This is a genomic window from Pseudomonas silesiensis, assembly GCF_001661075.1.
Lineage (GTDB): Bacteria > Pseudomonadota > Gammaproteobacteria > Pseudomonadales > Pseudomonadaceae > Aquipseudomonas > Aquipseudomonas silesiensis.
On record NZ_CP014870.1, the window covers coordinates 5804785 to 5817066 of the forward strand.

Genomic DNA, 12282 nt, shown 5'->3' on the forward strand with positions numbered 1-12282 from the left:
TGCCTTTGTTACCGACTGGAGGTTTTTGTCATGGATCGATACATGCCGGTCACCCGCATCAATTGCAGCATTGCGGCGCTGTTGATCGACACCGAAGCGCCGCTGGACGTAATGCACGAAACCGCAGCCTACCGCATCCGCACGGCAACCCAATTGTTGGAGAGCTTCGCCGTAAACGAAAATGTTCACAGTGAACTGGCGCGGTGCTGGTCACTTCACTGCGTGACGACTGCGATTTGTTGGACGTCGTCGGGCGGCGATTGCAGGCGCAGGTATTGATGTAGAAAGAAAATGGGCGACCGCTGAGGTCGCCAATTTTTAGACTGTTATAAATCAATAACTTAATGAACAAATTCAAATTACCCCGGCCCACCACTTCATCATCTAAAGACGTCCACGGACGTCTTTTTTGCGCCTGAAATCCAGCAAAATCAAAGTTTCCCAACGCTCCTGCCGCCCACCATGGCTTCTTCAGTGTTATCTACTCATCCACCAAGCGCGATAATCGCGGTGATGAGAACCGCGCCAGTGACTGCCAATGCAATTGCGCCTTGCCACGGTTTTGCACCCGCGTATCGTGCAAGCATCCAACCGGCGATGAACAGCACGGCGAGTCCGACCAAGTTGGAGACGCGTACGGCAAGCGCTGTCTGGTCGAGTAACAGAAACGGTACTACCAGTGGGAATGTCGAGACCACTACCAACAGGAAAACGCCTGCGGCCCCCTTGAAGTCATCCCAGCCGAGGCGTGGCGGCAAGGGCGTGGATGAATACTCGATCACGCGGCGACGCAGCGACTCCAGCTCATCCGTACCGACCACTGCCGCAATACGCGGTGGTAGCGCATCGGCAATCAGCGCTTGTCCGGTGGCTGCGTCAGTCGCGCCGCACAGGTTTGCGCGGAGCGTGCGGTTGCGGGTGTGCTCGATCAGGGTTCGCAGTAAATACATTATTGCATCGGCGAGTCCCCAGGCGAGGTTGCAACCCAGCGCAGCGATCATCATCGTACGTTCCTCTTCCTGGCCCGACGTCGCTACGCTGATGGTGCCAGTGAAGGTCATTGCCATGAGCAGGCCAAAGATCACTTCCGTAATACGCTCGACCGGATCCAGCACGCGTGCCCGCTTTCGCTCCTCTGTGCCTTGCATGCTGTCATCCTCGCCACGGCTGAGTCAGCCTGTTGTCCTTTGACCCGGTCCACGGTTTCATTGCGGTATCGAGCGAGAGGGTGAATTGCTCACGCTGAGGTGCCTGAGGGGACGGTTTTTCCTCGACGGCGGCATAACCAGCTCCGGTGAACAGAGCCAGCGCGAGCGCCGCAACGGCCCGGATGATCAGCGCTGAGCGTGCAGGAAAAAGCTTAGTTCAGACTTGACCTGTTACAACGCAATACATCGACAACGACGACGCTTTTTCTATTTAAAGGCTGCATCGGCAATTGACCCGCGAAGGCGAGACTTTTTCTACGTTTTCTTCCTCTCGCGACAGACGGGAAGCGACTGCCTTGTAGGACTGCCAATGTCGTTCTATCGTTAAATCCCACACTTCGAGTAACGTTTCAGGTTTTCGCGGGACAACAGCCCCAGTTGACCGCGTGCGGTAAATAGGTAGGGGCTAGAAGTGATCGAATACTCTGCAAGGAGAATGATCATGATCCGCAGGTATTATCTGACCGCCCTGACCACTCTGGCCATTGCAGCTGGCGGCTACTGGGTGCCGACGCAGGCTTATGCCACCAATCAGGCTGACCAGCGACAAGAGTCGCGCGATACCAAGCAGGAGGGGCGCGACGCTTCCCGGGAAACCAAGGAAGAATGCAAGGAAGGCGACGAAAAGAGCCGCGCCGAATGCCGCCAGGACAAGCGCGACACCAAACAGGACACGCGTGACACCGCTCGTGACATCAAATACTAATAACGTACATCTCACCCCCGCACTTCGCTGTGGGGCCAGGAAGGTTGATCCTTTCGGCAATCGGTTGTAGCTGCGCGGCGTCTTGACACCAGGGGCGTGCACTGCAACTGCAGAGAACGATCAAGGGGCGCGGCCCGATTCCGCCAATCCCGACAAAGGCAGTGCATATGAAAGCGGCACTCGCGTACTTCGCCAAACGGGTAGTTGCAGGTTTACTCGTTATCGTCCCCATCTACCTCGCCATCCTGGTGTTGCTCAAGGGCATGAAGTCACTGGGACAACTGGTGCGACCCTTTTCCAAACTGTTGCCGGAATGGCTGCCTGCCGAGCAATTCTTATCGTTGATTCTGGTTTTGCTGATCTGCTTTTTCATTGGCGCCGCTTTGCGTACACGTTTGGGCGAACGCACCCGCACGCGGGTGGAAAGGGGGGTGTTTGAAAAAATCCCCGGCTACGGCCTGTTTCGTAGTCTGACCCAGCAAGTGGCGGGAGATAGCCGGCAAAATGTATGGAAGCCCGCCTTGGTCGAAATCGAAGATGCTCTCGTGCCGGCTTTCATCATTGAGGTGTTCGAGGATGGCCGCTACACCATCTTCGTCCCTTCAGTGCCCACGCCATTGGCCGGCGCCATCTACGTGCTGGAAGCGAGCCGCGTGCATCCTCTGGATGTCTCCTTCACTGATGCCTTTAAAGTCATCACCAAATGGGGCTTGGGTGCCAAGGATCTGGTGGCGGCCATGGAAGCCGGGACCAACCGGAGAGAGGTCCCGATGCTGGTAAGCAAGGCTGATGGCGCGCCTTAATTAAAACGGCCTGTTCAAGTAGCTCACCAAGATGCCGGTAGAGCGGGCCCTTCAAACCGAAATGACCGAACACCTGGACATAAAATGGGCGACCTTACTGAGGTCGCCCGTTTTTAAGCTGTCATCCAAGGCTTCATGCACAACGACTCAACAAAAGGTTTCACTTTATGTAACTTTCTGTTGAGTCGGCTTCCTCACATCGCGCGCAGATGAATTTTTCTTCACCCCACCGCCCCTCTCCAACCGGTACATTGCACTCGCTCTTCAAGAAACTACGGTTTGCCCGCCCTCCCGCGGGCTTTTTTTTTGCCTTTTGAACGGTCAGCTTCATTCAGTCATCCAATAACCGCCCTCATCTGTCGCAATTCCCTCCCGATAGCCTTATTCGGTGTACCATCGAAAACTGTCAATCAGATATCAGTTAGCCATGTCCACGCTAAGCGAAGAGAGCCGTCAGATCGTAGCTTCTCTGACGCACCGCGTTGGCCCCAACGCTGACATTGCAACCATCGCACAAGCGATCGCTTCAATATTGCAGGATATGGACGCCGCCCTCACGCCCATCCTGGGCCAGCAAGGGGTAGCCGCGCTTTATCGCCGCAGCCTGCATCTATGCGCTGCCAACCATCCGCGCCTGGCCGGCACCTATGACAGTGTGCAGGCCTCCCTGGACCTCACAGCCCTCAAGTCCGTACTCGTTGAGCAAAGCGCAGCCGATGCCCTGTTTTTCGGTGAAGTGTTGCTAAGCACTTTCTACCAGCTGCTGACCACGCTGATCGGGCCCTCGCTCACCGCACGTTTGCTTCGTGGCGTGTGGGAACCTTCTTTGAGCGACACCCCTTCGCAGGAAACTTCGCCATGAGCACCAAAGTGACTATCAACCGCCTGGCCACCGGCGTGCCAGGACTGGACGAGGTACTGGGCGGAGGTTTACCGGAGTTTTCGTTCAACTTGATCGCAGGCCCTCCCGGCTGCGGCAAGACCACCCTCGCTCACCAGATGATGTTTGCCCTGGCAACGCCTGAGCGCCCGGCACTGTTCTTTACCGTGCTTGGCGAGCCTCCGCTGAAGATGCTGCGTTATCAGCAACAATTCGATTTTTTCGACAGCGAAGCGATCAATCAGTCGATCCGCTACATCAACCTGGCCGACGACACGCTCGCTGGCAATCTGGACGAAGTATTGCGGCGCATTGTCAGCGAGGTGGAGGCGCATTCACCGGCGCTGGTGTTCGTCGACTCGTTCCGCTCGGTAGTACTGGCCAGCCAGACCCAGGACAACCCGAACAACAACCTGCCGCAGTTCATTCAACAACTGGGCATGTTGATGACCACCTGGCAGGCGACGACCTTCCTGATTGGCGAGTACTTCACCGAAACCGACACCAACCCGATTTTCACCGTCGCCGACGGCCTGATCTGGCTGCGCCAGAGCGTCCAGCGCAATTCCATGGTGCGCAAGATGGAAATCATGAAGATGCGCGGTCAGCCGACACTTCCGGGGCTGCACACCTTCCGCATCGCGACGTCGGGCATCAAGGTCTTTGCGCCCGCAGCACTCAACCCGGTTGAAGCGCCGCAGGAATTCCCCGTCAAACGCCTGAAGATGGGCGTCGCGCAACTCGACGAGATGCTCGGCGGCGGTCTGCCCCGTGGGTATTCCTTGCTGGTGGCCGGGCCGTCGGGCTCGGGCAAAAGTATTCTGGCCGCGACTTTCCTCGCTGAAGGCGCACGCAATGGCGAAACCGGGGTAATCGCGGTGTTCGAGCAGCGGCCCAATCACTCCCAGAACGCGACCCTCGCCCGCCTGATCCAGAGTGGTCAGGTCGGTCTGGTGGACAGCCGCGCTCCGGACCTGTCCATCGACGAAATCGTGCAGTTGCTGCTGAGCGAGATCACCCGGCTGAAAGCCACCCGCGTCGTGATCGATTCGCTGTCGGGTTTCGAACTGGCGCTGGCGCCCACTTTCCGCGAAGACTTCCGTGAGTCGCTGTCGCGCATGGTCACTGCCCTGACCAGCGCCGGCGTCAGCGTATTAATGACCTCCGAGCTGGAAGACCGTTACACCGATCTGCGTTTCAGCCCTTACGGCACGGCGTTCCTCACCGACGCCATCATCGTTCAGCGCTACATTGAAGTGCAGAGCCGCCTGCTGCGCATCATGGCCGTGGTCAAGGTCCGGGCCAGCGCCCATTCCGATGAATTGCGCCTGTACCGCATCGACGATCAAGGTTTACAGATCGGCGAGATGTTACCGGAGCAGGAAGGATTGCTGGGTGGTCGGCCAACCCGGCAGCACGCTGACAAAGACCAGGGATGAACGAACCATCATGAATGAGGCTAACAGCAAGAACGAACAAGCAATGGCCACCGCCGCTCGCGAATTGTTCCTGCTCGGCCAGAAAACCGTCGAGGCGCGTGCCGTACTGGCGGCGCTGCAAAAGGAGCTGAGCGAGGCCAACACCCAGCTCGTCGATAGCCAACAGGTCGAGCAACTGATCGAGGCCAATCAGCAATTGGTCCTGGCGATTCTGCTGGCGCAGTCGGATGCGGAAAAACCCCAACGCTCAGCCGAAGAACACCAGCGTTACCTGGAGATGCGCGACACCAACGAACAATTGGTGCGTGCCGTGCTCAGTGCGCAACATCTGCAAGCCTCGGCCGAGCACAGCCTGACCCAGCAACAAAATATCCTCACGCTGGTGGCTCACGAGCTGCGCAATCCTTTGACCCCCATCAGCATGATCGCCGGCCGACTGGTGCGGGTGCCGAAAGAAGAGCTGCCCCGAATGCAGGCACTGATCGAAGGCCAGGTGCAGCACATGTCACGACTGGTGGATGACCTGCTCGACGTCTCCCGCGCCAGCACCGGCAAGTTGCGCCTGGATCGTCGAATCGTCGATATGGTGCAAATCATTCAGGACGCCATCACCGTATGCAGCCCGGTCATGGCTGCTCGTCATTTGCACTTCACCGCAGAGTTGCCTGAAGAGGCGCTCGCGGTGAACGGCGATCCGGTACGGCTCACGCAAATCCTCGGCAACCTGCTGGGCAACGCGGCCAAGTACACCCAGGCGAGCGGCACGGTTACGCTGTCGGTGACCGGCGAAGACAATCTGCTGCAGATGAGCATTGCCGACAATGGCATCGGTATTTCTGCCAAGGCGCTGCCTTTTATCTTCGAGCCCTTCGTGCAGGATCTTCATGCCGTGGATTTCAACCGTGCAGGCCTGGGCATTGGCCTGACCGTGGTTCGTGAACTGGTCGAGGCCCATGGCGGCACGGTTATCGGCATGAGTGACGGCGACGGCAAGGGCAGTACCTTTATTGTGACCTTGCCGTTGGCGGTTTGAGTTTTTCACTAACCGCCATGCAACACGACACGCCCTGGTCACGGCGCGTGTGACACGTCCTACAAGCGAATAAAACCAGAAGAAAAATCCCACAGGTCTTTAAGGTTGTCGGTCGGAAGTCCGCTCAATAACCTTTGGCAGTCGCTGAAAACTCAGTGATCGGGTGTGAGATCCCGGCAAAAAGTATGCATCTAGCGCCAGTGTCTTCATAATTGGCGCCAGCTTATCCGCTGCCATGGAATGCGTTATGGCGGCTGTGTGCGGGCAGACTTCGGTCTGGCCGGGTGCCTACTACCGGTGATCTCACACTGCACATAGCTGCCACCTCTTTGCCGCTTGAGATCCGGCAAGTGATGGCTCCCATTTCAGTAGGAGTTTTCACATGGATAAATTAACCCCCGATCCCCCCTTCGAAACCGCCAGACCCTATCGCCCCCACAGCCTCTTCATGGTCGTCCCGGACATGGACACCGAAAGCCTTCTGGCCCATGCCTGCGAGTCATTGGCTTCAGCCAACGTCATGGCCAATGATTTCGCCACCTACCTGAACGGTCCGCAGCGCAACACCGCGTTGGCCATTGCGCAGATCATCATGCTGGCGGAATTGGCCGTGAACCGGGCATTGGATAACGTCGATCCGCAGGGGTAGGCAGGCGTTCATTCAGGTGTACGGCGTTATCGCTCATCGCGAGCAAGCTCGCTCCCACAGGGGCATCGTCGTCCACGGATTCGGTGTACGCCATCGATCACTGTGGGAGCGAGCTTGCTCGCGATGACGCCCGACCTGTCGATGGAGAGGTCGTCTGCCCCACCGCTTTCGCGAGCAGGTTCGCTCCCACATTTGATCTGCGACAACAAAAACCCACCTCAATTGACGGGCTGCGGCTGAGCCGCCAACGCGGGTTCTTCATGCTTTTGCAAAACCGGCAACTCCAGCCGCGCTCGCCCATAGAACGCCAGCGCCGTCAGCAAACACGCCAGCCACACGAAGATCCCGGCCCAGAAAGTGTGGGACATGTAGTGCCAGCCTTGCAGGACCCGCGTCGTGCCGTAGACGAAACCGAGCGCCAGCGAGCCGTACATCACCGCTTTGGAATGACGCCAGCGGTAGCGGCGCGCGACGAAGTACAACGCCAGCAGGGTAAAACCACCCGAAGCATGACCGCCCGGCCAGCAGCGCCCATCCCCGGCAACGCTCAGCAGATCGAAATTCTGGTACCACTCCTTGTGTTCGACCTTCCCCCCGTACTGGGTCGTTTCGATCGGGCAATACACACTGGTATGACCCTTGAGGTAGTGGATGACGCCCGTGCTGATGGAAAACGCGAACACCACATACAGGAAGTCACGGCGGTGCCTGCTGGCAAACCGTATCACTGGCGCGACCTTGATCTTTTCCAGGAACGCGATGATTTTCGAATGTTTTTCAGCCTTCAGACGTGGCCAGAGAAACGACAGCAAGGCGCCGACGATGGCTATCTCGCCGGTCCAGTTCGGGATGATCCGCGCCCATTTGTGAGTGATCTTTTCGAATAGATGGACATGATCCAGCGGGAACACTTTCGCGACCGGATCATAAAAAAGATCGTTGAAGGCGATGTCGATTCTGGTCAGGTCGAACAGCAGGAAAACCACGACGGCACAGGCCAGCGGGATACCGAAGTTCACCCAGTAAAAACGCGAGTGGGAGGAGGTCATCATTGAGCGCCCGGATCGAAAAAGTGAAGTCATTCGCCGGTCACCGAGCGCCAGTCCGAGGCTTCGATGAAGCCGAGCATGCGCGGTGCCTGTAACGATTCGGCAGAAATGAACAAGGAAGCGCCGTAACCCAGGGTCGAGCCTGGCAACTCGAGGTCGGTCATGAGTTGCGACATGCATTCGCTGTGGGTGACCAGGATCAGATTGCGTCCGGCCACTTTGTGCGCCAAGGCGTCACGCAACATGGTGCCCTTGCAGTTGATCAACCAGTCTTCATCGAAACTGATCTTGTTGAACATATAGCCGGCGGTCTGCGCGGTCCGCATGACCGGGCTGTTGTAGATGTCGGCCTTATTCAAGCCCAGTTGCTTGAACTGCGCACCCACCGCCACTGCCACGCTACGGGAACGATCGGTGATGCCGTCATTGCCGCTCAGGCAGGCTGCCGAGGAGTGATCGCAACGCTCGACGTGGCGCACCAGCACGATCATGTCACCTTTGGCCCAGCCGGCTGCCAACGCACGGGCGCCGGCCACATTGCCGTCGGCCAGGTCCGGCACGGCGGCAGGGCGCAACAGCCATAACGTCAACGGGATCACCAGCAGCGCCGAGGCCAGCACCACAGCCCCGTTGCGATAGCGGGCCAGACGGTTCAGGTCGAGGGCGCGTTTATTCCCGAACAGTCTGAGTCTCAATTCCACATCAAGCCGCCCCGCCGGCATGCATCACTTTCATTCGATGCCGCGAGGGTAGAGAGGCGCGCGTTGACTGGAAGTGAAACGGTTGTGAAAAAAAGCTTAAGAACAACGGCAAAGATAGCAGCCTGCGGCAGCGCCTACATCGGAACGCGCCCCCCCTTTAGGAGCTGGCGATCTCTTGATCTCCCTACAGTTCCCAGCCTCGCTGCCGATACACACCTGCTTCCCACCTTGCTGGCTCCCAAAAACAACAATCTTCCAGCCACCGACGATCAAGAAACACAACGTTCCTGGAGGAATTTGATGAATAGCTGGTTCGGCAACATCAGCGTGAACCTGAAACTGGGCCTGGGGTTTGGCCTGGTCCTGGCACTGACCTGCATCCTCGCCCTGACCGGCTGGACGAGCCTGGGCGGTTTGATTGACCGCAGCAACTGGATGAGCGATATCACCCAGCTCAATGCCGGCCTGACCAAACTGCGCGTGGTGCGCCTGCAATACATGCTGACCAACGGCGACGAAACCGCCGCGCAAAACGTACAGACCACCCTGGACGCGTTCTCCGCCCAGCAACAAGCGCTGCTGGCGAAATTCAAGAGCCCGGATAACCTCAAGCTGCTCAGGGAACAAGGCGCCGTCATCGAGGCCTACAAGTCGTCCTTGAATAAAATGCGCAGCGCCTACCGCACCGGTAACAGCGCCCGGGATGTCATGGGCAGTAACGCCGATACCGCCAGCAAACTGATCGATACCCTCTACAGCGGCGTGCAGCAAATGCCCTCGAGTGATCAGCGCTTCGAACAATTCCAGGCCATCACCGCCGCCAAGGAAGCTTTCTTGCTGGCTCGCTACGAAGTGCGCGGCTACACCGCCACCACCAATGCCGAGACCGAGCAAAAAGCCGTCGGCCAGCTGGACATGGCGATTGCCGGCCTGAAGTCCCTGGGCGTGCACTTTACCGAGACTCAGCCAGACGCCCTGCGTCAACTGGAAACCGCGCTGAGCAACTACCGCAGTGCCTTGCAGGCTTATAAAAACGCCAGCAACGACGCGGTGCAGGCGCGCAAGGAAATGACCGAACAGGGCGCTGCCATCGTGTCCCTGAGCGATCAGCTGTATCAGATCCAGCTCGACCGCCGTGACGTCGAAAGCGCCCAAGCTCGTACGCTGCAACTGATCAGCACCCTGCTGGCATTGTTGGTGGGCATCATTGCTGCCGTCATCATCACCCGCCAGATTACCGGCCCGTTGCGCGACACCCTGGCCGTGGTCGAGCGCATTGCCGGTGGCGACCTGTCCCACGATGTCAAGGTGACTCGCCGCGATGAACTCGGCGTATTGCAGCAAGGCATTGCGCGCATGGGCGTTACCCTGCGCGATTTGATCAGCGGCATTCGCGATGGCGTCGCCCAGATTGCCAGCGCCGCCGAAGAGTTGTCGGCCGTGACCGAACAAACCAGTGCCGGGGTCAACAGCCAGAAAATCGAGACCGATCAGGTGGCCACGGCCATGCACGAGATGACAGCCACGGTGCAGGAAGTCGCGCGCAATGCAGAGCAAGCGTCCCAGGCCGCGGCTGCCGCTGACGGTGAAGCTCGTGAAGGCGACAAGGTGGTCAACGAAGCCATCGCCCAGATCGAACGCCTGGCCAGCGAAGTGGCACGTTCAACCGAAGCCATGAATGTGCTGCAGCAGGAAAGTGACAAGATCGGCAGCGTCATGGACGTGATCAAGGCGGTCGCCGATCAGACCAACCTGCTGGCGCTCAACGCCGCCATCGAAGCGGCCCGTGCCGGTGAAGCCGGTCGTGGGTTTGCCGTGGTGGCCGACGAAGTGCGTGGCCTGGCCCAACGTACGCAGAAATCCACCGAAGAAATCGAAGGCCTGGTCGCCGGTCTGCAGAACGGCACCCAACAGGTGTCGGCGGTGATGAACAACAGCCGGACCCTGACCGACAGCAGCGTGGCGCTGACCCGCAAGGCCGGCTTGTCACTGGAAAACATCACCCGCACGGTGTCCAACATCCAGTCGATGAACCAGCAGATCGCGGCCGCCGCCGAGCAGCAAAGCGCCGTGGCCGAGGAGATCAGCCGCAGCATCATCAACGTGCGCGACGTGTCTGAACAGACGGCTGCCGCCAGCGATGAAACGGCTGCGTCGAGTGTGGAGCTGGCGCGGTTGGGTAATCAGTTGCAGATGATGGTGAGTCACTTTCGAGTGTAGACGGCAACGTCTATTGAATCCCGCTGAAGGTGTCTGTGGAAACACACACCAGCCATTAACTTACTTGCAGCAAACGTTAAACACGACAAACCCCGCAATTAGCCCAATGCTGTTCAGTTAAGGCTTAACTGAATAACATTGCGCAATTAGCGGGGTTTGTTGGTTTTCGGGCGCAATGGCAATGGAGCACATCGATATACAAGCACTCTAGGGCTGTTCAAGGGCAGCCAACACATGCCCAGGGTCATTGTGTATGGCGCGCAACAATGCTCTAGCAGGACCTTCAGGCTCCCGCCGACCTTGCTCCCAGTTCTGGAGCGTTCCCAGCGCAACATCAATCGCTTTGGCAAATCGCGCCTGTGGGAGCGGCGGTGCGGCGATCCGACTTGTCCGCGATGGCCATATGACAAACAACCTACATACCCGCTCTATCGAGCAGGCAAATCCAACTCAACTCCTCCCTCGGCTCTGAACCGACTGCTGATTCGAGTCCCCAGACCTCCTGCACAATCGTTCTGCTGGAACGCCTGCATCAGTATCAAGCGAGCTTCGTCCTCCATCGAACGACCATTGCGGTCTGCTGAGATGTGCAGTAGCTCAAAGAGCTCTGGGTCAAGATTGCCAACGGTAATACTCGACATAGGCAACTCCTGTGCTCGTAGAATTGATCCGATGAACCTATCACGAGATTCTGGATTTCTCTGAACAAACAACGCCGTTGTGCCTCGTGCGAACGGTAACAGACAAGGAATATCAATGAAGTTTGCTATCAGTGCAGGTTTGCTGCTGACTTTAAGCGGCTGTGTAACGATGTCGGGTGAGTATCAGGTCAGTGGCCAGGATGCTTCGGGAGCGCCACTGAAGATGGGCACCGTGACCACTCAAGGGCGCGGCATCTACACCGTGCGTAATGCCCTGTGCCAGGCGTCACCCGGTGCGACCGTGATCATTCGTGACAACGCGACAGGCAAGGAACTGAGCGGCGAGAGCCCTTATCAGTGCCGCTGAAGCGATCGGCTTTTCGTCTGGAGCAAGGGATCTTTCCATGAGAACACTACTGGTTGCGGCTATTGGGTTGACGTTGAGCGGCTGCGGTAACCTGGCCAACGTGCGTTCCTATTCCACACCCTACGCGGAGCCGACGTCCGGCGACACGGCGCGCATGCGAGTGATCACCAACGGCATGGCGCGCGGAGTGCCGGCGCGGGACTGCGTCGACTGGAACAGTCCCGGTGCCGGGGTCATGGCAGTGGCGCAGTCGGGGTTCGCCAGTCGCAACGGACAAAACCTGGGCATGCCGGTCAGTCAGACCCGGGTGCAAGCCGCGGATCTGGTGCGCACGGAACTCAAGGTCCCGGCCAATCAGCCGTTCACGGTGAACTTCCAGAGCCAGGGAAGCGTGTCCAACGGGTATTCCTACAGCTGCCAGCAAAGCTTGCGTTTCACCCCGCAGGCCGGCAAGGACTATGAGCTGATCATGCTCGAAAGCGGCCAGTGCCTGATGTCGCTGCAACGTCTGGACACCACCGGTAACCCATCGCCAGTGGCGGTGGAACCGGCCCGATTGTGCAACGCCTCAGACGCCCTGTAGCCG

Annotated in this window: 13 protein-coding genes and 3 pseudogenes; 11 read left to right on the plus strand and 5 right to left on the minus strand. The window is 58.4% G+C overall.

Annotated features, from left to right (window positions below):
• Positions 1-30 precede the first annotated feature (30 nt).
• Positions 31-284, plus strand: a pseudogene (locus PMA3_RS25755) (hypothetical protein).
• Positions 285-485: 201 nt separating this feature from the next.
• Here the strand turns inward: PMA3_RS25755 and PMA3_RS25760 are convergent.
• Positions 486-1148, minus strand: coding sequence for a VIT1/CCC1 transporter family protein (locus PMA3_RS25760; RefSeq protein WP_064679827.1), 663 nt, complete (start codon positions 1146-1148; stop codon positions 486-488).
• 502 nt (positions 1149-1650) lie between these two features.
• On the opposite strand from PMA3_RS25760, the gene PMA3_RS25765 reads away from it, so the two are divergent.
• From PMA3_RS25765 to PMA3_RS25790, 6 genes are all read left to right on the plus strand, one after another.
• Positions 1651-1914 (plus strand): hypothetical protein, encoded by a 264-nt coding sequence (locus PMA3_RS25765; protein ID WP_082930425.1) that lies wholly within the window; start codon positions 1651-1653, stop codon positions 1912-1914.
• Between the two features lie 167 nt (positions 1915-2081).
• On the plus strand, positions 2082-2717 hold the full coding sequence (locus PMA3_RS25770) for a DUF502 domain-containing protein (protein ID WP_064679829.1): 636 nt from the start codon (positions 2082-2084) through the stop codon (positions 2715-2717).
• 427 nt (positions 2718-3144) lie between these two features.
• The gene (locus PMA3_RS25775) at positions 3145-3579 is read left to right on the plus strand and encodes a hypothetical protein (RefSeq protein WP_237140663.1); all 435 of its coding nucleotides are present in this window, start codon (positions 3145-3147) and stop codon (positions 3577-3579) included.
• On the plus strand, positions 3576-5036 hold the full coding sequence (locus PMA3_RS25780) for an ATPase domain-containing protein (RefSeq protein WP_064679831.1): 1461 nt from the start codon (positions 3576-3578) through the stop codon (positions 5034-5036). The genes PMA3_RS25775 and PMA3_RS25780 overlap by 4 nt, the downstream gene beginning before the upstream one ends.
• 10 nt (positions 5037-5046) lie before the next feature.
• Positions 5047-6069, plus strand: a complete 1023-nt coding sequence (locus PMA3_RS25785; RefSeq protein WP_064680803.1) for a sensor histidine kinase — start codon at positions 5047-5049, stop codon at positions 6067-6069.
• Positions 6070-6451: 382 nt separating this feature from the next.
• A complete protein-coding gene (locus PMA3_RS25790) occupies positions 6452-6718 on the plus strand; it encodes a DUF6124 family protein (RefSeq protein WP_064679832.1) in 267 nt (88 codons plus the stop codon).
• Between the two features lie 218 nt (positions 6719-6936).
• Here the strand turns inward: PMA3_RS25790 and PMA3_RS25795 are convergent, their stop codons facing one another.
• Both PMA3_RS25795 and pmrG read right to left on the minus strand, forming a co-directional pair.
• On the minus strand, positions 6937-7770 hold the full coding sequence (locus PMA3_RS25795) for a phosphatase PAP2 family protein (protein ID WP_064679833.1): 834 nt from the start codon (positions 7768-7770) through the stop codon (positions 6937-6939).
• Between the two features lie 26 nt (positions 7771-7796).
• The gene (gene pmrG, locus PMA3_RS25800) at positions 7797-8468 is read right to left on the minus strand and encodes a lipopolysaccharide core heptose(II)-phosphate phosphatase PmrG (RefSeq protein ID WP_064680804.1); all 672 of its coding nucleotides are present in this window, start codon (positions 8466-8468) and stop codon (positions 7797-7799) included.
• 435 nt (positions 8469-8903) lie between these two features.
• Here pmrG and PMA3_RS33730 point away from each other — a divergent pair.
• Positions 8904-9830 (plus strand): annotated as a pseudogene (locus tag PMA3_RS33730) (methyl-accepting chemotaxis protein); the annotation flags it as partial.
• Positions 9831-9974: 144 nt separating this feature from the next.
• Positions 9975-10688, plus strand: a complete 714-nt coding sequence (locus PMA3_RS33735; RefSeq protein ID WP_420848708.1) for a methyl-accepting chemotaxis protein — start codon at positions 9975-9977, stop codon at positions 10686-10688.
• A gap of 207 nt (positions 10689-10895) precedes the next feature.
• On the opposite strand, the pseudogene PMA3_RS33320 reads toward PMA3_RS33735, so the two are convergent.
• Both PMA3_RS33320 and PMA3_RS33325 read right to left on the minus strand, forming a co-directional pair.
• Positions 10896-11063: pseudogene (locus tag PMA3_RS33320) on the minus strand (helix-turn-helix domain-containing protein); the annotation flags it as partial.
• Positions 11064-11116: 53 nt separating this feature from the next.
• Entirely contained in the window at positions 11117-11329 is a 213-nt protein-coding gene (locus tag PMA3_RS33325; protein ID WP_064679835.1) for a FitA-like ribbon-helix-helix domain-containing protein, read from the minus strand.
• Positions 11330-11444: 115 nt separating this feature from the next.
• Here PMA3_RS33325 and PMA3_RS25815 point away from each other — a divergent pair, with 115 nt between their 5' ends.
• Both PMA3_RS25815 and PMA3_RS25820 read left to right on the plus strand, forming a co-directional pair.
• A complete protein-coding gene (locus PMA3_RS25815; RefSeq protein ID WP_064679836.1) occupies positions 11445-11696 on the plus strand; it encodes a hypothetical protein in 252 nt (83 codons plus the stop codon).
• A gap of 37 nt (positions 11697-11733) precedes the next feature.
• On the plus strand, positions 11734-12279 hold the full coding sequence (locus tag PMA3_RS25820) for a hypothetical protein (RefSeq protein WP_064679837.1): 546 nt from the start codon (positions 11734-11736) through the stop codon (positions 12277-12279).
• Positions 12280-12282 lie beyond the last annotated feature (3 nt).

Coding starts and splice junctions, on each gene's coding strand:
- PMA3_RS25760 (WP_064679827.1), bottom strand. CDS start 1,148: ATGCAAGGCACAGAGGAGCGAAAGCGGGCACGCGTGCTGGATCCGGTC.
- PMA3_RS25765 (WP_082930425.1), top strand. CDS start 1,651: ATGATCCGCAGGTATTATCTGACCGCCCTGACCACTCTGGCCATTGCA.
- PMA3_RS25770 (WP_064679829.1), top strand. CDS start 2,082: ATGAAAGCGGCACTCGCGTACTTCGCCAAACGGGTAGTTGCAGGTTTA.
- PMA3_RS25775 (WP_237140663.1), top strand. CDS start 3,145: ATGTCCACGCTAAGCGAAGAGAGCCGTCAGATCGTAGCTTCTCTGACG.
- PMA3_RS25780 (WP_064679831.1), top strand. CDS start 3,576: ATGAGCACCAAAGTGACTATCAACCGCCTGGCCACCGGCGTGCCAGGA.
- PMA3_RS25785 (WP_064680803.1), top strand. CDS start 5,047: ATGAATGAGGCTAACAGCAAGAACGAACAAGCAATGGCCACCGCCGCT.
- PMA3_RS25790 (WP_064679832.1), top strand. CDS start 6,452: ATGGATAAATTAACCCCCGATCCCCCCTTCGAAACCGCCAGACCCTAT.
- PMA3_RS25795 (WP_064679833.1), bottom strand. CDS start 7,770: ATGATGACCTCCTCCCACTCGCGTTTTTACTGGGTGAACTTCGGTATC.
- PMA3_RS33735 (WP_420848708.1), top strand. CDS start 9,975: ATGCACGAGATGACAGCCACGGTGCAGGAAGTCGCGCGCAATGCAGAG.
- PMA3_RS33325 (WP_064679835.1), bottom strand. CDS start 11,329: ATGTCGAGTATTACCGTTGGCAATCTTGACCCAGAGCTCTTTGAGCTA.
- PMA3_RS25815 (WP_064679836.1), top strand. CDS start 11,445: ATGAAGTTTGCTATCAGTGCAGGTTTGCTGCTGACTTTAAGCGGCTGT.
- PMA3_RS25820 (WP_064679837.1), top strand. CDS start 11,734: ATGAGAACACTACTGGTTGCGGCTATTGGGTTGACGTTGAGCGGCTGC.